General features: G+C 32.8%; 22 protein-coding genes. 12 read left to right on the plus strand and 10 right to left on the minus strand.

Features of this window, described 5'->3' with window-relative positions; translation table 11 throughout:
- Positions 1-62 precede the first annotated feature (62 nt).
- Complete coding sequence (locus tag H3S73_RS09150) at positions 63-581, plus strand: endonuclease V (RefSeq protein WP_086326340.1); 519 nt, start codon at positions 63-65, stop codon at positions 579-581.
- Positions 582-639: 58 nt separating this feature from the next.
- Here the strand turns inward: H3S73_RS09150 and glnS are convergent, their stop codons facing one another.
- From glnS to H3S73_RS09170, 4 genes are all read right to left on the minus strand, one after another.
- Positions 640-2316 (minus strand): glutamine--tRNA ligase, encoded by a 1677-nt coding sequence (gene glnS / locus H3S73_RS09155; RefSeq protein ID WP_039125995.1) that lies wholly within the window; start codon positions 2314-2316, stop codon positions 640-642.
- 238 nt (positions 2317-2554) lie between these two features.
- Positions 2555-3766, minus strand: coding sequence for an MFS transporter (locus tag H3S73_RS09160; RefSeq protein WP_198236448.1), 1212 nt, complete (start codon positions 3764-3766; stop codon positions 2555-2557).
- A gap of 122 nt (positions 3767-3888) precedes the next feature.
- Entirely contained in the window at positions 3889-5232 is a 1344-nt protein-coding gene (locus tag H3S73_RS09165; RefSeq protein ID WP_198236447.1) for an ATP-binding protein, read from the minus strand.
- A complete protein-coding gene (locus H3S73_RS09170; RefSeq protein ID WP_198227533.1) occupies positions 5229-5957 on the minus strand; it encodes a winged helix-turn-helix domain-containing protein in 729 nt (242 codons plus the stop codon). The genes H3S73_RS09165 and H3S73_RS09170 overlap by 4 nt, the downstream gene beginning before the upstream one ends.
- A gap of 158 nt (positions 5958-6115) precedes the next feature.
- On the opposite strand from H3S73_RS09170, the gene H3S73_RS09175 reads away from it, so the two are divergent.
- Genes H3S73_RS09175 through H3S73_RS09190 form a run of 4 tightly spaced genes read left to right on the plus strand, consistent with a single transcriptional unit; the run spans position 6116 to position 8450 of the window.
- A complete protein-coding gene (locus tag H3S73_RS09175) occupies positions 6116-6844 on the plus strand; it encodes an MtnX-like HAD-IB family phosphatase (protein ID WP_198236446.1) in 729 nt (242 codons plus the stop codon).
- A gap of 13 nt (positions 6845-6857) precedes the next feature.
- Entirely contained in the window at positions 6858-7691 is an 834-nt protein-coding gene (locus H3S73_RS09180; protein WP_198227535.1) for a carboxylesterase, read from the plus strand.
- A complete protein-coding gene (locus tag H3S73_RS09185) occupies positions 7691-8047 on the plus strand; it encodes an EamA family transporter (RefSeq protein WP_065603399.1) in 357 nt (118 codons plus the stop codon). The genes H3S73_RS09180 and H3S73_RS09185 overlap by 1 nt, the downstream gene beginning before the upstream one ends.
- Before the next feature lies 1 nt (position 8048).
- Positions 8049-8450 carry a multidrug efflux SMR transporter gene (locus tag H3S73_RS09190; RefSeq protein WP_198227536.1) on the plus strand — a complete coding sequence of 134 codons (402 nt, stop codon included), beginning with the start codon at positions 8049-8051 and terminating at the stop codon, positions 8448-8450.
- 79 nt (positions 8451-8529) lie between these two features.
- Here the strand turns inward: H3S73_RS09190 and H3S73_RS09195 are convergent, their stop codons facing one another.
- From H3S73_RS09195 to H3S73_RS09205, 3 genes are all read right to left on the minus strand, one after another.
- Positions 8530-9402, minus strand: a complete 873-nt coding sequence (locus tag H3S73_RS09195) for an arginase family protein (RefSeq protein WP_198236445.1) — start codon at positions 9400-9402, stop codon at positions 8530-8532.
- Positions 9399-10448, minus strand: a complete 1050-nt coding sequence (locus H3S73_RS09200; RefSeq protein WP_198227540.1) for a GNAT family N-acetyltransferase — start codon at positions 10446-10448, stop codon at positions 9399-9401. The genes H3S73_RS09195 and H3S73_RS09200 overlap by 4 nt, the downstream gene beginning before the upstream one ends.
- A 77-nt stretch (positions 10449-10525) precedes the next feature.
- Entirely contained in the window at positions 10526-11935 is a 1410-nt protein-coding gene (locus H3S73_RS09205) for an aspartate aminotransferase family protein (RefSeq protein WP_232352494.1), read from the minus strand.
- Between the two features lie 165 nt (positions 11936-12100).
- Here H3S73_RS09205 and H3S73_RS09210 point away from each other — a divergent pair, with 165 nt between their 5' ends.
- From H3S73_RS09210 to gyrB, 7 genes are all read left to right on the plus strand, one after another.
- Positions 12101-12850, plus strand: coding sequence for a MipA/OmpV family protein (locus H3S73_RS09210; protein ID WP_198227542.1), 750 nt, complete (start codon positions 12101-12103; stop codon positions 12848-12850).
- 125 nt (positions 12851-12975) lie between these two features.
- Positions 12976-13884 (plus strand): recombination-associated protein RdgC, encoded by a 909-nt coding sequence (locus H3S73_RS09215; protein ID WP_198227544.1) that lies wholly within the window; start codon positions 12976-12978, stop codon positions 13882-13884.
- A gap of 191 nt (positions 13885-14075) precedes the next feature.
- Positions 14076-15179 (plus strand): porin OmpA, encoded by a 1104-nt coding sequence (gene ompA, locus H3S73_RS09220; RefSeq protein WP_198227546.1) that lies wholly within the window; start codon positions 14076-14078, stop codon positions 15177-15179.
- Between the two features lie 156 nt (positions 15180-15335).
- Entirely contained in the window at positions 15336-16694 is a 1359-nt protein-coding gene (gene dnaA, locus H3S73_RS09225; RefSeq protein WP_198227548.1) for a chromosomal replication initiator protein DnaA, read from the plus strand.
- 16 nt (positions 16695-16710) lie between these two features.
- Positions 16711-17814 carry a DNA polymerase III subunit beta gene (gene dnaN, locus H3S73_RS09230; protein ID WP_039125981.1) on the plus strand — a complete coding sequence of 368 codons (1104 nt, stop codon included), beginning with the start codon at positions 16711-16713 and terminating at the stop codon, positions 17812-17814.
- 49 nt (positions 17815-17863) lie between these two features.
- Entirely contained in the window at positions 17864-18937 is a 1074-nt protein-coding gene (gene recF / locus H3S73_RS09235) for a DNA replication/repair protein RecF (RefSeq protein ID WP_198227550.1), read from the plus strand.
- A gap of 42 nt (positions 18938-18979) precedes the next feature.
- Positions 18980-21391, plus strand: a complete 2412-nt coding sequence (gene gyrB, locus H3S73_RS09240; RefSeq protein WP_198236444.1) for a DNA topoisomerase (ATP-hydrolyzing) subunit B — start codon at positions 18980-18982, stop codon at positions 21389-21391.
- A gap of 118 nt (positions 21392-21509) precedes the next feature.
- Here the strand turns inward: gyrB and H3S73_RS09245 are convergent, their stop codons facing one another.
- The 3 genes from H3S73_RS09245 to H3S73_RS09255 all read right to left on the minus strand — a co-directional run bounded on the left by H3S73_RS09245 (position 21510) and on the right by H3S73_RS09255 (position 24983).
- Entirely contained in the window at positions 21510-22988 is a 1479-nt protein-coding gene (locus tag H3S73_RS09245) for a hypothetical protein (protein WP_198236443.1), read from the minus strand.
- Positions 22989-23106: 118 nt separating this feature from the next.
- On the minus strand, positions 23107-24441 hold the full coding sequence (locus tag H3S73_RS09250; protein ID WP_198236442.1) for a VWA domain-containing protein: 1335 nt from the start codon (positions 24439-24441) through the stop codon (positions 23107-23109).
- 59 nt (positions 24442-24500) lie between these two features.
- The gene (locus H3S73_RS09255; protein WP_198236441.1) at positions 24501-24983 is read right to left on the minus strand and encodes a hypothetical protein; all 483 of its coding nucleotides are present in this window, start codon (positions 24981-24983) and stop codon (positions 24501-24503) included.
- Positions 24984-24985: the final 2 nt, after the last annotated feature.

Consider the following 24985-nt stretch of genomic DNA (forward strand, 5'->3'; position numbering starts at 1 on the left):
TTTGATATTTTGAAAATATCAATACTATTGATTTATAAAATAACTTAGGGAAAATAAGATAAATGATTCTTGCAATTGATGTTTATTATATAAATAACCAAGCAAAATCTGTAGGTATTTTATTTAATAATTGGACCGATAATAAATCGAATATTGAAAAAATCATTATTGACTATCAAAATAATGTTGCCCCCTATCAATCAGGTCAGTTTTATCAACGAGAGCTACCTTGCATAATGTCACTTTTAAATAAAATTGATTTAAGTAAGATTACCACTATTGTTATTGATGGATATGTACACTTGAATAACGGTAAGATAGGGTTAGGAGGCTATTTATATAATACTTTAGATAAGAAAATACCCGTTATTGGAGTAGCTAAAAAGCCCTTTTATGAAAATAATGAATATTTAATTGAAGTAGCTCGAGGGCAAAGTAAACATCCTTTATATGTCACCGCGTTAGGTATATCATTAGAAGAGGCTGCGGAAAATATAAAATTAATGGCAGGTAAATATAGGATGCCCGATTTGCTTAACTATTTAGATCAACAAACAAAGTTATTTAAATTTGAAGATTAAAGATAAAATTATTGATAATTCGCCGATCTAAATCGGCGAATATCATACATATTATAGCTTAAGCATCGTTCCAGCTATCTCTCAAACCCACAGTTCGATTAAATACCAAATTATCATCTGAGGCATATTTGCTGTCTAAACAAAAATATCCTTCACGTTCAAATTGAAAAGCCTTACCTACCTCTGCATATTGTAAACTTGGTTCAACAAAACCTTTTTTGATCAATAAAGAATTAGGATTAATGGTTGATAAAAAGTCATCAGCCGATCCAGGATTTGGCGTATTAAACAAACGATCATAAAGACGAATTTCAGCTGGCTTAGCAAATTTAGCCGACACCCAATGAATCACCCCTTTAACTTTACGCCCATCTTCAGGATTTTTATTTAACGTAGCTGGATCGTAAGTACAGTAAATAGTTTGGATATTACCTTCTGCATCTTTTTCAACGCGATCTGCACGAATCACATAAGCATTACGTAAACGAACTTCTTTTCCTAAAACTAAACGTTTATAATTTTTGTTAGCTTCTTCTCTAAAATCAGCTCGATCGATATAAATTTCACGAGTAAAAGTTACTTCACGATTGCCTAACTCTGGACGATTAGGATGATTTGGCATGCTTAATACTTCATCAATTGTTTCTGAAAAGTTTTCAATTATCACTTTAATAGGATCAAGCACAGCCATAGCACGTGGCGCATTTTCATTAAGATCTTCACGAATGCAAAACTCAAGCGTGCTCATCTCAACAGTATTTTCTTGCTTTGTTACGCCAATGCGACGACAAAATTCACGAATTGAAGCGGGTGTATACCCACGACGACGTAGACCTGAAACAGTAGGCATACGTGGATCATTCCAACCATCAACAATCTTTTCTGTGACTAACAGTGTCAATTTACGTTTAGAAGTTATTGCATATTCTAAATTTAAACGTGAAAACTCATACTGATGCGGCCGTGCTTCAATGGTGATATTATCCAATACCCAATCATATAAACGACGGTTATCTTGGAACTCAAGTGTACAGAGAGAATGAGTAATGTTTTCAATCGCATCAGAAATACAATGGGTAAAGTCATACATTGGATAGATACACCACTTATTACCTGTTTGGTGATGCTCTGCAAATTTAATGCGATATAAAACAGGATCTCGCATAACGATGAATGGGGATGCCATATCAATTTTAGCGCGTAAACAAGCTTTCCCTTCTGCAAATTTACCTTCTTTCATTTGTTTAAAAAGCACTAAATTTTCATCAACACTACGGTCACGGTAGGGACTATTTTTACCAGGTTGGGTTAGAGTTCCTCGATATTCGCGGATTTCATCAGCTGATAATTCATCAACATAAGCAAGACCTTTTTCGATAAGCTCAATAGCATACTCATATAAACGGTCGAAATAATCAGATGAATAACAAATTTCACCATCCCATTCAAAACCTAACCAGCGCACATCTTCTTTAATTGACTCAACATATTCAATATCTTCTTTAGCTGGATTAGTATCATCAAAACGTAAATTACATTTACCTTGATAATCTTGAGCAAGACCAAAGTTTAAACATATTGATTTAGCATGACCTATATGTAAATAACCATTTGGTTCCGGTGGAAAACGAGTATGCGTTGTTTTATATTTTCCTGCTGCAAGATCTGCATCAATAATTTGGCGAATAAAATTTGTTGGACGATTATCAGTCTCAGCCGGTAGTGAACCGCTCATAAAAAAACCTCTGATTATATATTTCAACGACGAATTTAAAAATTTGTTCGATCACTTTTTATCATTTTGACCAAAGAATATAACAAATTTTTTGTTTTTCGGAAATGGAAAAAACAGACTTTTTATATTGATAAAACAATATGTTTTATTACAATTTATGCATATCTGTGATTTCTGACAAGATAACCTGCAAGTAACGATGATTAAAAATAGATAATATCATTACGATATGTTAAATTTAGTTAGCAGTTTGTCTTTCTCTGACAAATAGCATTGCGGTTATTCCAACCATTGTAATAACTGCCGCTAAGTAAAAACCACTATTTAAACTTCCTGTTTTATCGGCAATCAAACCTGTAAAATAAGGAGCACAAATCAATGCAGTCATGCCAAAAAAATTATACAGCCCAAATGCAGTACTTAATGATACTTTAGGAGCATTATCAGCAACTAAAGCTATCAGTACAGGATTTAAACTAATTTTACCAATAAAACCATATAATACAAGCACTGCAATAAGTTCAATATAAGAATGACAATACACTATTGAAAAAATTGCAATTAGTGATAATGGCATCATAAATAATATTACAGGTTTGCGACGACCCAATTTATCAGAAATATAACTACATAATATTGTCCCAATAATTGAGATCCAAGGCACAATTGATGCAATTTGTGAGGCTTCTATTTTGTTCATGCCCCTTTCTACTTCAAGATAGTTTGGCAACCAAGTAATAATAACAAAGAAAGCATAAATAGAACAAAAGATGGTGATATAAGCTAAAACAAGATTACGATTTTTAAAAAGTTGAGAAAAATTAATTTTTTGAGAACTTGATATTTCAACTAAAGCACTTCCTTTTTCTTTAATACAAAAAATCATTAAAAGAGTAACTATTACTATTGGAATTGCAACCATCACAAACGGTATTTTCCATGAAGTATTGAAAAGCGAAATCATCACACTTGAAAGATAATATCCCATCGCGATACCAAATGACATACCACTACCAATAATTGCACTACCTAATGTTATCCATTTTTTGGGGATTGCTTCGGTAGATAAGGCATATTGTGGTCCATAATAACATCCTTGTGCCGCACCGGCTAATATCCAAAGTATAAGGAAAGTTGAGAATGAAGACGCAAAATATACACAAGCTATAAAGATAGCATAGAGAAAAAATCCTGTAACTAAAACACGTTTACGACCTATTCTATCACCAAGAACGCCTGATGGTATTTGAAACAATGTATAAGCAAGAAAAAACAAGCTCATAATGCCCCCTGTTTGGGCTTTAGTTAAACCAAACTGAGTTTGTAACTCACCTACTAAAGGACTTAAAACAGATCTTCCGGCATAAATAACAATCCAACCCAAAAAGAAAATAACAACTAATCTAATCCAATAAGATTTAGGAGTTGAATGCTTTGAGTCATCGATCATAATATTTACCTCACAGTTCAATAGAGTAAATATTATCTTATGATAGCTTCCTATAAATATATTACAGGAACTTCACAATTATGATTAATTTTAATAATAACGGATTAATTATAAAAAAATAATTAAGGATAGCTAGACTTCAATGAAACCACAAACCTTGCTCCACCAAGAGGGCTGGTAACAACGAAAGCATTACCATTATGAAACTCTGCCATTAATTTGACATAAGCTAATCCAAGACCATAACCACCAGTAGAACGTGTTCGACTGGTATCAAGTCTGGCAAAAGGCATAAAAATCTTTTCACGCGCTTCAAACGGAATGCCTGGACCATCGTCATCAATTTCAATTATTACACTATTTTTTTGTTTTGTAATATTTAAAACTGCTTTATGTGTTGCATATTTAAATGCATTAAGAAGTAAATTTTTAACAATTGTTTCTGCTAAATTAGTATCAATTATAGCTAAAACATCTTGACTATTGCATGTTAACTCAAATCCTTTAGGTTTAAATAGTGCTAAAGATTGGCAAACTTTTTCACCCCATTGTTTTAATGAAACTTGTGTTAAATTTAACTCAATATTACTTTGTTGCATTTTAAAGTAATTTAAGCTGGCACTAATTAAGGTTTCCAGTTCGTTAATATCATCACTCATCCCTTTTTGTAAAAGCAATTTTTCTTGTTCATCATTAGATTCTTCAAGCATACTGAGCTCAAATCGCATACGGGCAAGCGGGGTACGCAATTCATGCGCCATAGCATGAGAAATAGTTTGATTAGTACTAACTAAATGTTCTATATGTGTTCCCATATTATTCAGTACATTTGCTAGCGGTTTAAATAACCAACCTTTAACGTTTTCAGTTCTAGCTTTCAAATTGCCCTGCCCAAGCTGTTCTGCAGTTTGTCTTATGTTTACTAAATCTTTCCAAACTGCACTAAAAGCGAAATAGATTAGAATGAAAAAGATTATCGCACTAAATAGCGCCCAAATAATTAAAAAAACACTTAATGACATAGTGTTAGACTGTAAAATATCGCGCATCACGATAGGGCCTAATTGTAATAAATCACCATCATTTAAATCAATGTAGACGACTTCTTTATCACTATCATAAGAAAAACCAAGATTTTTTAATTCGTGAGAAACTGAATGGGGCAAAGCAATATCGATTGGTAAAATTTCTATTGAGTAGCCAAAATAAGGTTGTAACTCGTCAACAACTTCTTGCAAAGGTCGATTTTTATTTTCGTTAATTCTCATCCGAATCAAGTTTACAGTACCTCGTTGTGACTCACGAAATACAACATGGTCATCAGGCATATCGGTTAACGAGGAAGGTAAAGAGTCAAACACCAATAAAGCGCCATAAGCAATAATACATTGCAAAGAAAGTAAAATAACCAGATAAAATACAATTCGTCGATTGAAAAATAGTGGTTTGGCTAATAAATGGCTCAATGACTGTCCCCTTCACGCATAAATAAATAACCTTTTCCTCGAACTGTTTTAATTCGTGATGGATTGTCAGGATCATCAAGTAATTTACGGCGAAGTCTTGATATACGGGAATCAATTGAACGATCGCTACCGTCAAAATCAATACCGCGAACTTGTGAAAAAATATCATCCCTAGATAGAATGTTTCCAGCATTATTGGCTAATAACCATAGAAGATCAAATTCAGCGGTAGTTAAATCTATCTCTTGCTCTTGTAATATTACTTTCCTATTTTCACCATCTATAACTAAATTATCAAAAATAAGGGTTTTATTATTTAAAGGTATAACTAATTCTTTGCCATTATCTTTTTCAGTTTCTATCTGTTTTCGTCGTAATAAGGCGCGAATTCGAGCAAGCAATAACCTTGGTTCAACTGGTTTTGCCAAATAATCATCAGCGCCAAGTTCGAGTCCTACAATTTCATCAATGTTATCTTCACTGGCTGTCATGATCAAAATAAAGTTGGCGAACCACCCACGTATATCACGACAAATATCAAAACCTGATTTTTTTGGTAACATGACATCTAATATGACCAAATCTGGATTGAGTTGGTGAATTTTTTCTTCTGCACCTTCGCCACTATTATGCCAGTCAACGATATAGCCTTGCCGAACAAGGTATACTTGTATGAGGTTGGCTAATCTTGGGTCGTCTTCAATGATTAATATACGTTCGCTCATTATAGGTTCTCATTACTATAGCTTATACCTAGTGAAACCTCATTATACAGACAATTTCACCCTCGTTACAAAATATATACAAAGAGCCCACAAAGTTTAAATCTTCTTTATGAGAGAATTTATGCCATTATCTATAATTAGACTATTTTAATTTTAAAATGAATACTTTTTCATCAATTGCTACCCATCTTTTTCATCCATCTTATACTCAGCATCAGACCCCTATCGTCTTATGTGATTTTGATGGAACCATCAGTGTTAAAGATGTAACTGATACATTACTAAGTTATTTCGGTCAAGATGGTTGTGATGAGCTCGAAGAATTGTGGGTTAATGGCAAAATTGGTTCTCAAGAATGCATGAGCAAACAAATTGCTTTAATGGATGCTAGCTTAGAAGAAGTCAATCAAGTTCTTTCCAAAATTGAAATTGACCCAATGTTTAAATCTTTTATAAATTATACCCAACAAAATAATATTCCTGTGCACGTGGTGAGTGATGGGTTAGATTACGCAATCCAGTTTGTATTAAAGCGTCATAGTATTGAAAATTTACCCATTTTTGCCAATAAGTTACTTCATAATAATGCTCGTAGTTGGCGACTTGAATTTCCTTATGCCAATAAGGATTGTATTAAACAAAGTGGTAATTGCAAATGCAATCATGTTAAAAAACAACAATATTTTCCCCAAATACTTTATGTAGGAGATGGTACCTCAGATTACTGTGTATCACATAATGTTGATTATGTTTTTGCCAAAGACAAGCTTGTGAACTACTGCGAAAAAAATAAGATTATGCACTGTGCTATCAATAGTTTTGCTGATGTGACCAAAGCGTTAAAACAAGCACAACATTCTTTAATTCCCATCATGATAGTAAAATAATAAAGGAAGAATAATGAGTACAATGCAAGATTTATCTTATTTTTTACCTGGTAATAAAAATGGTGTATTACTAATTCATGGCTTAACAGGTACTCCTAATGAAATGCGAATCTTAGCTAATGGTTTACACAAGGCTGGTTTTACAGTTTATGCTATTCAACTAGCTGGTCATTGTGGTACGGAAGCTGATCTTTGTAAAACATCTTGGCAAGATTGGTACCAAAGCGTACAAGAAGGTGCTAATTACTTAGCCCAACATGTTGATAATGTTTTTGTTGCTGGGTTATCAATGGGTGCGCTATTAGCACTCAAACTAGCTGCTGACAGACCTGATCAGATTAAGGGGGTTGGAGTTTTAGCACCAACTTTTTATTATGATGGCTGGAGTATGCCTTTTTGGGCAAAAAAATTCTTCTTTTTGTTAGTCTATTTTAAAAAATTAGGGATTTTTCAAAAAGTTTCTTTTATTGAAAAACCGCCTTATGGACTTAAAGATGAACGAATTCGAGCCGTCGTATCTGAAAGCATGTTAAATGGTGATGCTGCTTCAGCAGGACTTGCAGGAAACCCATTCCCAGCACTTGCTGAAATGCAATTACTCGCCAAGAATGTGCGAGCACAGCTATCAAAAGTTGTTTCACCATGTTTAATTATGCATTCAGGTAATGATGATATCGCCAATATTGAAACCAATGCAAAACTAGTTGAAAAACACGTTTCTGGCTCAAAAAAACTAGTGATCTTAAATGAGAGTTATCATTTAATAACAATTGATAGTCAACGTCGAGAAGTGATTAAAGAGTGCATCACATTCTTCAATAACATAGCAGAAGGAATAGAAGCATAATGTCACCGTTAGTAATCATACTTTGGGTTAGTAACATCTGTTTTGATACCTTAGGGCAAGTCGCTTTTAAATTTGCGGCTACTTCACCGAATAATCGTGATGGTTGGTATTATTGGCTAGATTTATCAAAAAATCATTGGATTTGGATTGGCATTATATCTTATGTTGCTGAATTTTTATTATGGTTGGCGTTTTTAACCTTAGTTCCACTTTCACAAGGTGTATTGCTGGCCTCATTTAATATTATTACTATTATGCTTGTTGGACGTATTATTTTCAAAGAATTGCTTACCTTTTATCGTTTAATTGGCATGCTATTAATTACAGCTGGCGTCATTTTTGTAGGAATGTCTTAATATGGCGAGATTCTATATTATTGGTTTTTCAATATTACTTTTTTTTGATACTATTGCACAATGCAGCTTTAAATTAACAGCTATCCATGCACAACCTTTAGAAATGAGTATTGATTGGTTAGTACGTGTTTTTACTAATCCTTGGATTTATATCTCAATTACTGGATATATTTTCACTTTTTTTACTTGGATGACGCTATTAAAAAAAGCACCAGTAGGTCCAGCATTTGCCGCATCTCACTTTGAACTAGTAACAGTAATGATTGTATCAATTTGGTTATTTAATGAACCAATTACGTTATTTAAATTAATTGGTACAATTTTAATTGTTTCTGGTATTTTGTTTTTAGCATTAGCGGAAAGCAAATTATCTAAACAGAATTCTTCTAATCACCATTCTTAGATTTGTTTAGAATATTGGAAAAGTAGGTCTGAGTTTTATACTCAAACACCTATATTTTCTCAAACTTTTTTACAATAGTTTATCCTGAAAGGGCTTTTAATAACGTTAGATTAAGTTGATGTTGCTCTTGCTGCCAATTGGAAAGATCATCAGATGATATCATTGGTTGTTTATCTAGTGAACTAAGAAAACGTTTAAACCAATTTGACGACCTCCATATAGAAAGTTCGCCTGTAATATCACTACCAATAAGCCGTGATTTGATTGATGTGATAGTATCAAGGATATGATAAGTTTGTAGTTTACCTTGATCCCAATTGGTATGTACGACTTCCTCACTCAATACATCTTTATCAATTGATAAATAAATCGGCTGTGTACTATGATATTGTTCTGAAAGGAAGCTAGCAATGAGATCAGCTGGTGTAGCGAAATCGCGAAAAGCATGACTTAAACCAATTTTTTTTGCCCAAGCAACATTAACATCTAAGCTCCAATAAGTTAGTTTTTTATGGAAAAGTGGTGACCATCTGTTTTCCCAAAAATGGAAAAGACCAATATCTTGAGATGTAATACCTAATACATGTACATGGCTAACAAAAGGTAAATTTGCCACATAACTAATCCATGAACCACAATGTATACCGAATAAATAACGCATATTATCAGGATGATTATCGAAAACGACAACTTGAATAGGATTACTAGCCGAATATTGTTTAGCTAAACGTTCAATCAATAATAATGAAACATGGTGAAAATCACCACTTCCCATTAATACTGTTCCATATTTATCTGGTAGAGATTGTTGTAACACTTTTTCAAAGTGACAGAATTTTTTTTCGGTACAGCCAAAGCGAATGGCATCCTGCCATTCTATCACATCGATTGTTCTAGCATTATTTATCTCACCTACACTTCTATCGAAATTGAGTATAATCGGACAGGTCATGATACTCTCCCCTTGTCACTTTCAAAGTGACTTATCAATTTGCGTAATATTACACGTAATATTGGATTACGAATATACACTAGATGTTTAGTAAATGTGAATTTAGCACCCAATGATGCTTTTACTTCAGGATCTGTCCAGCCTGCAATATAATAATTAAATCCTTGTTGCAATGCATATTCAAGATTGAAAAACCAGCTTACAAAGTAAAGATTTAGTTTGCGTGCTTGTGGATAAACCATGCCGATATATTTATCAACCAGCTTATTATTTACTTCAAAACAGATATTATAACCAATAAATTCGCCATTATGATGATAAGTGAAGATATGGGCTTTAGCTGCTTTGCTTTGTAACAATTGAACAAAAAATGATTTAGTTAATAAATCAAAATGTACTTCGCTTTGCTGATAAACATTAAGATAAAGTTGATAATATTCGTCTTGAACTGCTTGATTAAAAAAGCATTCATCCCCACTACGCAAAACATTAATATCTAATTTTTCCCGTGATTTTAATTTTCTTCTAAAATTTTTACGACGACTATACGAAAAACGAGAAAAAATTTCATTAATATCAATAAAATCAATAGGTACCCAAGCTAATGCTTGTCCTTCAACTTCAATATATCCTTGTTCTTTCAACGCTGCAATAAGCTGCTTTGAATAGTGATTATCGTGTTCACTTAATAACGGAGATTCTAAGGGAAGATCTTTAACAATCATAAAAGGATATTGTTTAGCATAAGTTATTTTAAGATGTTTAGCTAATTGATTTGCATCAATCTTATCTGTTAATAATGTATATTCCGAAACAGTTGTTCCAACAAAACATGTTTTTGGCTGTAACCAGTGTTGCCATTTTTTATATAAAGGAAATTTTTGAATCTTATATTTAAAATCATCACTTGCGGTAGTAAGTAAATCAAACTTGGCAGAAAAAATAGGTACACCATCATCGCTTAACCAAGCTGAAAAATTCTGTGGCGGATAAGTTAAAAAACTGTCTATTAATTCATTTTTTTCTAACTGATTGATATAATTCATAAATCTAATAAATGATTGGCTATAAAACGCAACCTGCCAACAAAAGTTGGCAGGAAGGAATGAATAAAGTTAAACTATTAAAGTTCTTTCTTTGCACGTGTGATTAATTGATCGAGTAATTCAATACCTTGATCGATTTCTTGACGAGAAATATGTAATGATGGAGCAAAAGTAATAACATTTTTGTAGTAACCACCAATATCAAGCACTAGCCCCATCTTGGTCCCTTTCCAGTCAAGATCACCTGACATACCGATATCAACCATCTTATCAACTAATGCTTTATTTGCTGTAAAGCCATCTTCAGTACAAATTTCTGCTCGAAGCGCTAAACCTAAACCATCAACTTCACCAATTTCTTTATGTTTTTTCTCTAAGGTTTTCAGACCCTCAAGGAAATAAGTACCACTATCCATAACCATCTTTTCATAATCTGTTTCAGAGGTCATTTTTAACACTTCAAGACCAACAGCTGTACCAAGAGGATTTGAAGCAAAAGTAGAGTGAGTTGAGCCCACAGGGAATACTTGAGGATTAATTAATTCTTCACGTGCCCATAATCCACCTAATGGATTAAGACCATTAGTTAATGCTTTCGCAAATACTACTACGTCAGGTTTAACATCAAAATGTTCTATTGACCATAATTTACCAGTACGATAGAAGCCCATTTGGATTTCATCAACCACTAATAAAATACCATATTGGTCTAAAACTTTTTTAAGACCTTTAAAGTAATTACGTGGAGGAACAATATAGCCACCCGTTGCTTGTAAAGGTTCAGCATAAAATGCCGCATATTCAGCTTGACCAACTTTTGGATCCCAAACACCGTGGTATTCGGTTTCGAATAAGCGCGCAAATTCAGCAACTAAATGTTCACCATATTCTTCTGCGGTCATTCCCTTTGGACGACGGAAAGGATATGGAAACGGTACAAACATTGCACGATCACCAAAATGGCCATAACGACGACGATAACGATAGCTTGATGTGATTGAAGATGCACCCAATGTGCGACCATGATATCCACCTTGGAAGGCAAACATTAATGATTTACCGCCCGAAGCATTACGCACCAATTTTAATGAGTCTTCAATACATTGAGAACCACCTACATTAAAATGAACTCGACCTTCATAACCAAAACGTTTTTCCATACCTTGAGCAATCGTTTTAGCTAATTCAATTTTGGTTGGATGTAAGTATTGGCTTGCACATTGTGGCAAGGTATCAATTTGTTTTTTTAGGACATTATTTAAACGTTCATTGGCATAACCAAAATTACATGCAGAATACCACATTTGTAAGTCAAGGAAAGCTTTGCCTTCTTTGTCATACATATAGCTACCTTCACAGCCATCAAAAATTTTTGGCGGTTCAACATAATGTACTGTGTCACCGAAAGAACAATATTTTGCTTCATCTGCTAATAATGTTGCATCATCAGGACGACTATTAATCATTTCTAGACTTGGTTTACTCATAAGTTATCTCACTAATCGATATTCAAACATGATAAAATATGACATTATTATTAAGGAAATTCATTTGTTACAATGTACAATTAATGTATTGATTGTGTGACCATGAATCCAGATGAATAATATTCTATTAGATATAGCATTATTACTTAAATGGATATAAAAAAGATGAAAAAAACACTTTATGCAATTTCTATTTTATCAATAATTACTTTATCAACTATACCTATAGTATCCGCTAACTCAACATCTATCGGATTAGGTATTGGTTGGGGAAATTCTCCGTACAAAAACTATAGTTCAAAATTTTATCCAGTTCCCCATATTGATTATGATAATGGTCTATTTTTTATAGATGATTTATCTGCTGGTATTTATGCTTATAATACAAATAATCAAAGTTTATCTATTGGAGCACGTTACTTATCTAACGAATTTAAACCACATGATTCCGATAATCATCAATTAAGAATTCTTGATAGCCGTCACTCAACCTTATTAGCAGAAATTGAATACTCTATTGATACCAATTTTGGAAGTTTTTCTAGTAGTATAGGGGTTGATGTATTAAATGAAAGTAATAGTTTATTAGCCAATACTGATTATAGTATTCCTTATATGCAAGGTAGCTTAATAATTGTTCCAACCATAGGCATAAACTGGGCAAACAGCAGACATAACGATTATTATTATGGTATTTCTCATAAAGAATCTTCCCGTTCAAATTTACATTACTTTAATGCTGACAGTTCATTCACGCCCTACGCTGAAATAGGAGCACAATATTTATTAACTGATAATATTGCCACATTTGGTAGTATACATATTGATAAATTAACTGGCGATGCTGCAGACAGTCCAATGGTTGATAATAGTACAGTAACATCTATTTATATGGGTATATCTTATAAATTCTAACTTTAGAAATAGGCAAAGTTCAGATCAATAATAAAACTATAGCTGTTTTACAGTTTATAGGCAGTCAATAAAAACTAAACATGCTAAAATAACAACTATAAACACACTTTAGGAACGATAAATACATGCTCTGGTTTAAAAATGCCATTATTTACCAATTGAATAATGACACTTTACTTAACAAAGATACTATTGAAAAAGCAATTAAATCTCACCTGTTTACGCCATGTGGCAACTTAGACACAACAAAAATGGGTTGGGTTTCACCTTATAATGATAATAATCAAAATGATTTTATTGTCGATATGCAAGGACATTTATTATTACGTATAAAAAAAGAAACCAAAATATTACCAGCGCCCGTCATTAAACAAACTTTATTAGAAAAAATTGATAAACAAGAACAAGCTTTGAGTAGGAAACTAACAAAAAACGAGAAAGCTAACTTAAAAGATGAAGTTATGATTGACTTAATGCCAAGGGCTTTTAGTAAATATAATCATTATTGGCTTTGGATTGATACTGAAAACAAACGTATTGTTGTTGATTGTAGTAGTTTTAAACAAGCCGAAGATATTCTAGCAATTTTACGTAAAGAACTTGGAACATTAGCATTAACTCCATTATCAATTGATAAACCGCTTGAACAGATTATGACAACATGGGTTAAAGAGAAGCTCAATTTCTCACCCTTTATGTTAGGTGACCAAGCTGAACTTAAAGATCCACTTGAAGGCAACGGAATTATTAGCTGTAAAAATCAAGAAATCACAAGCGATGAAATGCGCGTTCATTTTGATTCTGGTAAATGGATTACTAAAATGAAAATTGTCGATGAAAGAGGCGTTAACTTTATCGCTAATTCTGACCTAACATTTAAACGAATTAAATTTGATTCTACTATACTAGATGAAAACGAAGATATAAGTTCAGATGAATCTGATAAACGACTTGAAGCTGACTTTTTTATTATGTCAAGAGTGTTATCAAATACAATTAATGATTTCTCTACAGTGGTTAACAAAATATTTTGATAACATTGTTCAAATTTTTTTGAACACAATATTATTAAATGTAGATTTGCATATAAGATATGCTATAATCAAATGAGATTATGTATACCATAATTAATACAACAATAAGTAATTATTCTTTTATTTAAAGTGAAATTTAAACAAAAGGAAACTAAACATCGTCTATAACAACATTAAAGTTGAGGCAAAAAATGAAAAAAACAACTCTAGCTCTAGCAATCGCAGTTGCAAGCTTAACAGCTACTGCAGCTAATGCAGCATATGAAGATAATACTTTTTATACAGGTGCTAAATTAGGTTGGTCTGAACTCTACAGATTAGATGCAAATAAAATCCGTGAAAACTCTAACGTTGGTGTTAGTACTTCTGATCGTAGTAATATTGGCGGCGGTGCTTTTCTTGGTTTCCAAGCAAATCCTTATTTAGCATTTGAATTAGGCTATGATTGGTTAGGTTCTGCTAAATATAAACAAAGTTACAATAGTCAAGGAACACACCGTGATCTAGGTCACAGCAAAGTGTCGGCACAAGGTGTTTCTTTAACCGGTAAATTAAGCTATCCAATATCATTCATTTCTGATGACCTTGATATTTATGGTCGTGCAGGTGGAATGGTAACTATTGCTAAATGGAAAAATAGCGGTTCAGTTAAAGATTATTACGGACATGGTGGTACAAAAACTGATTTATCTCCTGTTTATGCATTAGGTCTTGACTATCGCTTTGATGAAGACTTCTCTACTCGTTTAGAATATCAATATGTTCAACATATTCACACTAAAACTAATGCATCACCAGACGCAGGCTTGTTAACTTTAGGTATTACTTACCGTTTAGGTTCACCAACTGTAACGCCACCAGAAGTTGAAGTTAAAACACAAGAAAACCGTTATGTATTAAATGAAGATGTCTTATTTTCTTATGCGAAATCTGACTTAAAAGCTGAAGGTCGTCAAGCATTAGACAACTTATTAACATCTCTTGTTAAAATTAACCCAACTCAAAGTGCTATCGTTGTAATTGGTCATACGGACCGCATTGGTTCAGATACCTATAATCAAAAACTTTCTGAACAACGTGCAAATTCAGTAATGAAATACCTAGTAGAAAAAGGTGTTCCAGCTGATTTAATTAGTGCTCGAGGTGTAGGCAAAACACAACCAGTTACAGGTACTAAATGTAATGCACTTCGTGGCGCTAACTTAAAAGCATGTTTAGCACCAGATCGTCGTGTTGAAATTGAAGTTAAAGCTCGTAACATTCAAGAAGTTAGAGTTATTGATACAACACATTAATAGTTACTTCTACTAAAAAACCCGGTTAACCCGGGTTTTTTTATTTATATAATATTTATTCATTAAAATTATATAGTCGCTTCTATCTATAAATTACCCATAAAAAAGATTATAATTACAAAAGCATTGTTAGTAATTAAAATTAAAGGAGTTGCTGTGCCTACCGCTATTTGGCAAGATTGTCTTTCTCAATTACAAGAAGAGCTTCCGACAACTGAATTTAATTTATGGATTCGACCATTGCAAGCGGAAATGATTGATAACAAACTCTATATTTATGCCCCTAATAGATTTGTTTTAGATTGGGTCAGGAATAAATATTTAACAACAATATCTCAATTACTAAATAAGCATTTTAATAACGATTCTTTGAAATTACATCTTGAAGTTGGCTCAACTCTTTCGATGGATAAAAAAGTCAAAAATGAACAACCAAAAGCAGAACTTGTTCCTGCTTGGAAAATGACTAAAGAAAGTAATAGTAACCACACTTATCATTCTGGTATTAATCATAAACACACATTTAATAGCTTTGTTGAAGGTAAGTCTAATCAACTTGCTGTTGCCGCTGCCAAACAAGTTGCTCAGAATCCAGGAAAAGCTTATAACCCATTATTTTTATATGGTTCAACTGGATTAGGTAAAACCCATTTATTGCATGCTGTTGGTAATCAAATAATTGAAGAAAAAGACAATGCAAAAGTTGTTTATATGCATTCAGAACGTTTTGTTCAAGATATGGTAAAAGCCTTGCAAAATAATGCGATTGAAGAGTTTAAAAACTATTATCGTTCTGTTGATGCATTACTTATTGATGATATACAATTTTTTGCTAATAAAGAACGTTCACAAGAAGAGTTCTTTCATACTTTTAATTCGTTACTAGAGGGTAATCAACAAATTATATTAACTTCTGATCGCTATCCAAAAGAGATAAATGGCGTAGAAGATCGCTTAAAATCACGTTTCGGCTGGGGATTAACAATAGCAATAGAGCCACCAGAACTTGAAACACGTGTGGCAATTTTAATGAAGAAAGCTGAAGAAAATAATATTAAGCTATTAGAAGAGGTTGCTTTTTTTATTGCTAAACGTCTACGTTCCAATGTACGTGAATTAGAAGGCGCGCTTAATCGCGTTATTGCTAATGCTAATTTTACTGGTAAATCTATTACTATTGATTTTGTAAAAGATGCTCTAAAAGATTTACTTGCTTTGCAAGAAAAACTTGTAACTATTGAAAATATACAAAAAACAGTTGCTGAATATTATAAGATCAAAGTATCTGATTTGTTATCAAAACGTCGTTCAAGATCCGTTGCAAGACCTCGTCAAGTTGCAATGGCATTAGCGAAAGAGTTAACAAACAAAAGTCTTCCTGAAATTGGTGATGGATTTGGAGGGAGAGATCATACAACAGTATTACATGCATGCCGTAAAATCGCAGAATTAAAAGAAGAAAACAATGATATTAAAGAAGATTATTCTAATTTAATTCGAACATTATCAACCTAAAAAAAGAATCAACATTATGAAATTTATTATTGATCGCGAAAAACTTATCAAACCATTGCAACTTGTTAGCGCACCACTCAGTAGTCGTCCGACGCTACCAATTTTAGGTAATTTATTATTACAAGTAAGTGATAATGTTTTATCAATGACAAGTACAGATCTCGAAATTGAAATGATTTCTCATTTACCTTTGATCGAGGCAAATGAGCCTGGTGCAACAACGGTTCCCGCGAAAAAATTTCTCGATATTTGTCGTAATTTGCCTAGTAATGCTCAAATTTCAATAACGGTTGACGATAATCGATTAATCATTCAATCTGGTCGAAGTAAATTTTCTTTAACGACATTACCTGCTAGTGATTTTCCTAATCTTGAAAATTGGCAAAGTGACATTGATCTTTCCGTCCCACAAAAAACCATAAAACGACTTATTGATGCAGTTCAATTCTCAATGGCTAATCAAGATGTAAGATATTATTTAAATGGTATGTTATTTGAAATTGAGGATGGTTTATTAAAATCAGTTGCAACTGATGGTCACCGCTTAGCATTTTGTGCTCAACCTATTGGACAAAATATTTCTGCTGCTTGTTCGGTAATTCTTCCAAGAAAAGGGGTAATTGAACTTGCAAAACTTGTTGGTGATAATGAGGAACCGATTAATATACAAATTGGAAATAATAATTTACGTGTTAATCTTGGTGATTTCACTTTTACATCAAAATTGATTGATGGAAGATTTCCAGACTATAAACGAGTACTACCTCGTAATCCGGATAAACCACTAGAAGTATCATGTGATGAATTAAGAAATGCTTTATCTCGGGTAGCAATTTTATCTAATGAAAAATTCCGCGGAATAAGATTGTATGTACATAACAATCAAATAAAAATCACAGCAAATAATCCAGAACAAGAAGAAGCTGAAGAATTAATTGATGTAAAATATAAATCAGCAGAACTTGAAATTGGCTTTAATGTAACCTATTTATTAGATATATTAAACACATTAAAATGCGATAGCGTACAGCTTTTATTAACTGATGCAACATCAAGTGTCCAGATTGAAGATATTAATGATCAATCAGCCATTTATGTTGTTATGCCAATGCGTTTATAATCAAATCTCATCTAGCTTCTGGTAACGACCAGAAGCTTTATTCATTAATATGACAATTTCACAAATCAAAATTCATCATTTCCGTAATATTGATTATGCTGAGTTATCATTATCTCATCATTTCAACTACATTATAGGTGATAACGGTAGTGGCAAAACCAGTCTACTTGAAGCCATTTATATGCTTGGACATGGTCGTGCATTTAGACACATTCAATCCAATCGAATTATACAACATGAACAACCAGAATTAGTTTTATTCAGTCAAATTAAATCAATCAATCAGCAAACCCGAACAATTGGTCTTGCAAAAAATCGTAATAATGATAATAAAATAAAAATTGATGGTGATGATGGTTTCCGATTAACTGATTTAGCAAAACTTTTACCGATCCAATTAATCACACCTGAAGGTTTTGATTTACTGACTGGAGGTCCAAAATATCGACGTTCGTTTATTGATTGGGGCTGCTTTCATCATTATCCCGAATTTGTTCATCTTTGGAACAATTTAAAACGTTTATTAAAACAACGTAATGCTTTACTAAAACAATATGTTAACTATAATCAATTACTACCTTGGGATAAAGAACTTTCCCCTATCGCTGAAAAAATAAGCCAGATTAGAGCAGATTATTCTCAAAATATTTTCCCTGAGATTATTCATACTTGCCAAGATTTTCTACCTGAATATCAAATTAATTGTCAATATTATCAAGGTTGGGAACATGGTATTGAATATTCCGAAATATTACGTAAACAATATGAAAGAGACAAATTCATTAATTACACTTCGGTTGGTCCTCATAAAGCAGATATTCGATTACGTGTCGATAATATTCCTGTTGAAGATCTGTTATCTCGAGGTCAGCTAAAATTATTAATGTGTGCTTTACGTCTTTCTCAAGGTGAGTACTATTCAAAACAAAACTCACAACCTTGTGTTTATTTGATTGATGATTTCGCTTCAGAATTAGATAATACCAAACGAGAATTATTAGCAAAGCGTCTAAAATTAGCTAATTCACAAGTATTTATTACTGCAGTTAGTCAAGATCAGATTACCCATATGATCAATGAAAATGATAAGATTTTTCACATAAAATCTGGTATAATTTCTTAGATATACAGAACGTAATAAACAATCAAACAAGTCGAGAAATTCATGTCTAATTCTTACGATTCTTCTAGTATTAAAGTACTCAAAGGGCTTGATGCTGTCCGAAAACGTCCAGGAATGTATATTGGTGATACAGATGATGGAACAGGACTTCACCATATGGTTTTTGAAGTAGTCGATAATGCCATAGACGAAGCATTAGCTGGTTATTGTCACCATATTGAAGTAACTATTCATCCTGATAACTCTGTTTCTGTGCGAGATGATGGTCGAGGTATTCCAACTGGTATTCATGAAGAAGAAGGAATTTCAGCAGCTGAAGTTATTATGACCGTGTTGCATGCTGGTGGTAAATTTGATGATAATTCTTATAAAGTTTCTGGTGGTTTACATGGTGTAGGTGTTTCGGTTGTTAATGCCTTATCAGACAAATTAGAATTAATTATTTATCGCGATGGGAAGATTCATCGCCAAATTTATAACCTTGGTGTTCCGCAAGAACCACTTAAAGTCATTGGTGAAACAACGGAATCAGGTACTTATGTTCGTTTTTGGCCAAGTCCAGAAACCTTTACCAATATTGAATTTATCTACGAAATTTTAGCTAAACGCTTACGAGAACTCTCATTTTTAAATTCCGGCGTATCGATAAGACTACTTGATGAGCGCACAGGTAAAAGCGAACATTATCATTATGAAGGTGGGATTAAAGCGTTTGTTGAATACTTAAACAAAAATAAAAACCCTATTCATCCTAAAATTTTCTATTTTAGTACCGAAAAAGACGGTATTGGCGTTGAAATAGCATTACAGTGGAACGATGGATATCAGGAAAACATCTATTGTTTTACTAATAATATTCCACAGAGAGATGGCGGCACCCACTTAGCTGGTTTTCGTGGTGCCATGACTAGAACACTTAACAATTATATGGAAGCGGAAGGGTACAGTAAAAAAGCGAAAATCAGCGCGACAGGCGATGATGCTCGTGAAGGTTTAATTGCAGTAGTATCTGTAAAAGTTCCAGACCCTAAATTTTCATCACAAACTAAAGATAAGTTGGTTTCATCAGAAGTTAAATCAGCGGTGGAATCTACTATGGGTGAAAAATTAGCTGAATACTTACTTGAAAACCCATCAGATGCCAAAATTGTTGTTGGTAAAATCATTGATGCAGCAAGAGCCCGTGAAGCTGCACGTAAAGCACGTGAAATGACACGTCGTAAAGGCGCCTTAGATTTAGGGGGATTACCTGGTAAGCTGGCTGATTGCCAAGAAAAAGATCCCGCTCTTTCAGAACTCTACTTAGTGGAAGGGGATTCTGCTGGTGGCTCGGCTAAACAAGGTCGTAACCGTAAAAATCAAGCTATTTTACCGCTTAAAGGTAAAATTCTAAATGTTGAAAAAGCGCGTTTTGATAAAATGCTGTCTTCCCAAGAAGTAGCGACACTAATTACTGCTCTGGGTTGTGGAATTGGTCGTGACGAATATAATCCTGATAAAATGCGTTATCATAGTATCATTATTATGACCGATGCTGACGTCGATGGTTCACACATTCGTACGTTGCTATTAACGTTCTTTTATCGTCAAATGCCAGAAATTATTGAACGTGGTTATGTTTACATTGCTCAACCACCTTTATATAAAGTAAAAAAAGGCAAACAAGAACAATATATTAAAGATGATGAGGCGATGACTCAATTTCAAATTGCTTTAGCTCTTGAAGATGCATCATTACATGTAAATGATCATGCACCAGCATTAGCTGGGGAAGCATTGGAAAAGCTCATTGCTGAATATCAAAAAGTCGAGAAGTTAATTACTAAAATGGAACGACGATACCCTAAAGCGCTGCTTTCTGAAATGGTTTATCATGAAGTATTAGATGAAAATATACTAAAAGACCAACAGCAAGCGGAAAATTGGGCAAAAACCATTGTAGAAAAATTATCAAGTAAAGAACAACACGGCAGTAGCTATGGTTATTCAGCTCCTTTTAATGAAAAAACACAATTATATGTACCAATCATAAAAGTAAGAACACATGGCGTTGATACTAATTATGCATTAGACCAAGTCTTTATTCATAGTAATGAATATCGCAATATCTGCCACTTAGGAGCACAATTAAAAGATCTACTTGAAGAGAGTGCATTTATTCAACGAGGTGAGCGTAAACAGCCTGTTAATTCTTTTGAAGAAGCTGTTGATTGGCTAATTCGCGAATCTCGTCGAGGACTCACTATTCAGCGCTATAAAGGTCTAGGAGAAATGAATCCGGAACAACTATGGGAAACAACGATGGATCCAACTAGTCGCCGGATGTTACAAGTGACGATCAAAGATGCTATAGAGGCTGATCAACTGTTCACCACATTAATGGGTGATGAAGTTGAACCTCGTCGATTATTTATCGAAGAAAATGCGTTAAAAGCAGCTAATTTAGATTTTTAAAATTGTTTTTTCAATAGAAATAAATTAAAAAACCAGACAACGGTCTGGTTTTTTTTAACAATTAATATCATTCTTTTACCACCTTATTCAATCTATTGAATCGATTAAATAAAAGAATTTATTGACACACAGGTCTATCTACTTTCAGATCTGAAACGGCTTTATTCATCTGCTTAATCATATCTTTTGGACTTTGAGCTATATAAACTTTTCCTCCTGTCATATTAGCAACACAATCAATTTTATGTTCGCCTGCAATATCTACAATATTAATTTTTAGCTTTGGTTTTTTTGTAGCAATATAATTTGCTAATGTACAGATATTATTCTTAGAACAGTTATCTTCACCATCACTAATAATTAAAATATAATCTTCACGTTTAACACCATCAAGCATATTACTTGCTTTCTCTAAACCACTATAAAGTGGCGTTCCTCCACCACCAACAGCCGATGGATTAAGTCTATTTATATTATTTTTTAAAATATTACGGCTGGAATAATCATAAAATTGTGTAGCATTTGCTGCTGGACAATGATTTAAAGTTACAAGCGAAATGTCGATATTAGGTTGTATTTTATCAATACTTGATAAAGCTACTTTTTTACTTGTCGACAAACGACTTGGTAAACGAGTCATCTTCTTATAATATTTAATTTTTTCTTGTTCTGACATATAATTTGGATAACCGTAACTTAAATATTGAAAGAACTGCTCTACTTCGGATGGTGATTCAGCTAGCGTTGCAATCATGGATAAAGAGTTATCAAACACAATGATCATTCTTGATGGGTTAGGATTATTCTTTATCTCTTCTTTAGTAATACAATTCGGAGGATTTTTGACTTTTGGCACTGGTTTAGGTGCATTTTCTATCTTGATATCTTTCTTTTTATCTTCAATTGGTAACTCTTTTGGCTCTAAATTTTCAACAAATTTAGGTTCTTCTTTAGAAGATTCAGCAATTGGTTCTGGCTCTGGCTCTGGTTTTTTTACCAATATAGGAGGAATAATGGTAATTTGAGGTATCGTTTCTGCTAGTTTATCCTTGTTAAATGGATAAAAATAGAACAGCAAAGCACCTAATGCGGCTAATAATAATAAAGATAACAATAATACACGCCACCATCTCCAGAAAGTTTTTGGAGAAATGACTGCTTCTGTAATGGCTGGTTTAGGTAAAACAGGTTCATCAAGACTATAAATTATTACGGGGTCATCATTAATAACAAAAATTTCATTACTTAAACTTTTGATCCGAGGTAACCATAATGAAATTAATTTTTGCTGTTCTTCATCCAATACAATTGTTTTGATAGATGTTTCAACATCATTTATTCGAGTTTGTAACGTTTCTGTTATCTTTTGTTTTAATGACTCATCTGCAATACTATTAATTGGAATAGGTTGACCTTCAAGATTTGTGTTCCAAACTAAATATTGATTATTATCTATTAACTTCGGTACCGCAAAAATCGAAAAAGTACGTTCGGTCAAATAAGGTTTTAGTAACGATAATATTAAATTATATTGATCTAATAAAATGAGTTTTGATGGATTATTGTGATCGACTTTAACTCGAGTTATACGTTGCATTGTTAACCCACGTCCTTATTTCTAATTATTTTCAGACTATCATACAAATCTAGTGTGAAGCCTATTTATGTCATTATTTTTCAATTAATTTCTATATGAAATAATTTTTAGCTTAATATCATTCACAGATAGGTTTAGTAATATTCAAATCAGAAACAGCATTATTCATTTGATTAACAATTTCTGTCGGATTTTGTGCGATATAAACTTTACCACCTGTGCTTTTCGCTACACAGTCAATTTTATGTTGCCCAGCAATATCAACAATATTAATTTTTAAACGAGGCTGTTTAGCTGCAATTTTACTAGCTAATGTACAAATATTATTTTTAGTACAATTATCTTCACCATCACTAATTATTAAAATATAATCATCGCGATTTACACCATCAAGCATTTTACTCGCTTGCTGTACACCACTGTATAATGGCGTAGCACTATTATATTCTAATGGATTGAGTTTATTAATCTTATTTTTTAGTTTTTCGCGGCTGGCATGATCATAAAATGAAGTCGTTTGTGCAACAGGGCAACTGGTTAATGTAACAAGAGCAATATTAATATCTTGTTGTATTTTATCAATAGTCGACAATGCGACTTTTTTACTACTAGATAAACGATTAGGTAACCTTGTCATTCTCGCTTCATAAGCATCAGCTTCTTTTTCTGTCATCATACTAAAATCACTAGCTAAATACTGATCAATAGCCGATTTTGACTCCATTAACGTTAATGTCATTGAAGCCGAATTATCAAATATCATCACCATCTTCGATGCATTATTATTTTTTATCACATCTTCTTTAGGAATACAGTTTCTAGCAACAGGAGCCGGTTCTGGTTCGGGTTTCTTAACCAATACTGGCGGTATAATAGTTAATTTAGGTATCTCATCTACTATATTGGCTTTATTGAAAGGATACAAAAAGTATAACAAGGATCCTAATGCTGCAAATAAAAGAGCTAATATCAGAAAATGCCACCAACGCCAAAATTTTTTCATCGGTATAATTGAAGGCGCAACAACAGGTGGTGGTAAGATAGGATCTTCAAATGTATTTATAATCACTGGTTCACCATTAACAATATAGATTTGGTTACCTAAACTTTTAATTCTTGGTAACCAAGATGAAACCAACACTTGTTGATCCTCATTCAACTGTAAAGATTTAATGGTTAATTCAATGTCACAAATTCGTGTTTGTAATTTTTCTGGTATTTGCTTTTTTAATACTTCATCAGCAACACTATTTAGAAAAACAGGTTGACCCTGAAGATCTGTATACCACCCCAAATACTGATTGTCATCAATTAATTTGGGCGTAGCTAAAATTGAAAAGGTTCGTTCAGTTAAATGTGGTTTTAATAACGTTAACAAAGAATTATACTGATCCAATAAAGACATTTTTTGAAAATCATTATGATCAATCTTAATCCTTATTATTCTCTGCATTTGTTATTAATTCCTTACATTTAACTTTTTTATCAATATTTTATTAAGCACAAGTATATTTATATATTTAACGCTTTTTGTAATTTTTGAAGTTTTATATACAATTTTTCGAGTTCAACTTGTTTTTCAATTTCTGACTTATTTGATTGATTAACTTGTTTAAATTGTTGTTGAATGTCATTAATTTGTTTTTGTAAATCATCACGATCTTTAGCTTTTTCTTTAACTTCATTAGTCAATTTCATTAAGTCTTGTTTAAGTTTGTTTTGCTGAGCTTGTTTTTGCTTAAGACTTAAAGTTGTATCATTTTTTTGTTTTTCTATATTGGCATAAATTTCTTTAAACTGCTGGTTAGCTTTTTGCTCATCTTCAAGAATTTTCTTCTTCTGATCAATACGTGTCTGGTAATTGCCAGAATAGTTACAGCTTATTTTATCCATAATACCCAAATTAGTATTTCTTGGATCACATTGTTCAGGAGTTGTTGAACAACCTACGAGAGAAACTAAAGACAAAAGTGAAATAATAGATATTCTTTTCATAA

This window comes from Gilliamella sp. B14384G12 (genome assembly GCF_016101825.1).
Classification (GTDB): domain Bacteria; phylum Pseudomonadota; class Gammaproteobacteria; order Enterobacterales; family Orbaceae; genus Gilliamella; species Gilliamella apicola_N.

Coding starts and splice junctions, on each gene's coding strand:
- H3S73_RS09150 (WP_086326340.1), top strand. CDS start 63: ATGATTCTTGCAATTGATGTTTATTATATAAATAACCAAGCAAAATCT.
- glnS (WP_039125995.1), bottom strand. CDS start 2,316: ATGAGCGGTTCACTACCGGCTGAGACTGATAATCGTCCAACAAATTTT.
- H3S73_RS09160 (WP_198236448.1), bottom strand. CDS start 3,766: ATGATCGATGACTCAAAGCATTCAACTCCTAAATCTTATTGGATTAGA.
- H3S73_RS09170 (WP_198227533.1), bottom strand. CDS start 5,957: ATGAGCGAACGTATATTAATCATTGAAGACGACCCAAGATTAGCCAAC.
- H3S73_RS09175 (WP_198236446.1), top strand. CDS start 6,116: ATGAATACTTTTTCATCAATTGCTACCCATCTTTTTCATCCATCTTAT.
- H3S73_RS09180 (WP_198227535.1), top strand. CDS start 6,858: ATGAGTACAATGCAAGATTTATCTTATTTTTTACCTGGTAATAAAAAT.
- H3S73_RS09185 (WP_065603399.1), top strand. CDS start 7,691: ATGTCACCGTTAGTAATCATACTTTGGGTTAGTAACATCTGTTTTGAT.
- H3S73_RS09190 (WP_198227536.1), top strand. CDS start 8,049: ATGGCGAGATTCTATATTATTGGTTTTTCAATATTACTTTTTTTTGAT.
- H3S73_RS09195 (WP_198236445.1), bottom strand. CDS start 9,402: ATGACCTGTCCGATTATACTCAATTTCGATAGAAGTGTAGGTGAGATA.
- H3S73_RS09200 (WP_198227540.1), bottom strand. CDS start 10,448: ATGAATTATATCAATCAGTTAGAAAAAAATGAATTAATAGACAGTTTT.
- H3S73_RS09205 (WP_232352494.1), bottom strand. CDS start 11,935: ATGAGTAAACCAAGTCTAGAAATGATTAATAGTCGTCCTGATGATGCA.
- H3S73_RS09210 (WP_198227542.1), top strand. CDS start 12,101: ATGAAAAAAACACTTTATGCAATTTCTATTTTATCAATAATTACTTTA.
- H3S73_RS09215 (WP_198227544.1), top strand. CDS start 12,976: ATGCTCTGGTTTAAAAATGCCATTATTTACCAATTGAATAATGACACT.
- ompA (WP_198227546.1), top strand. CDS start 14,076: ATGAAAAAAACAACTCTAGCTCTAGCAATCGCAGTTGCAAGCTTAACA.
- dnaN (WP_039125981.1), top strand. CDS start 16,711: ATGAAATTTATTATTGATCGCGAAAAACTTATCAAACCATTGCAACTT.
- recF (WP_198227550.1), top strand. CDS start 17,864: ATGACAATTTCACAAATCAAAATTCATCATTTCCGTAATATTGATTAT.
- gyrB (WP_198236444.1), top strand. CDS start 18,980: ATGTCTAATTCTTACGATTCTTCTAGTATTAAAGTACTCAAAGGGCTT.
- H3S73_RS09245 (WP_198236443.1), bottom strand. CDS start 22,988: ATGCAACGTATAACTCGAGTTAAAGTCGATCACAATAATCCATCAAAA.
- H3S73_RS09250 (WP_198236442.1), bottom strand. CDS start 24,441: ATGCAGAGAATAATAAGGATTAAGATTGATCATAATGATTTTCAAAAA.
- H3S73_RS09255 (WP_198236441.1), bottom strand. CDS start 24,983: ATGAAAAGAATATCTATTATTTCACTTTTGTCTTTAGTTTCTCTCGTA.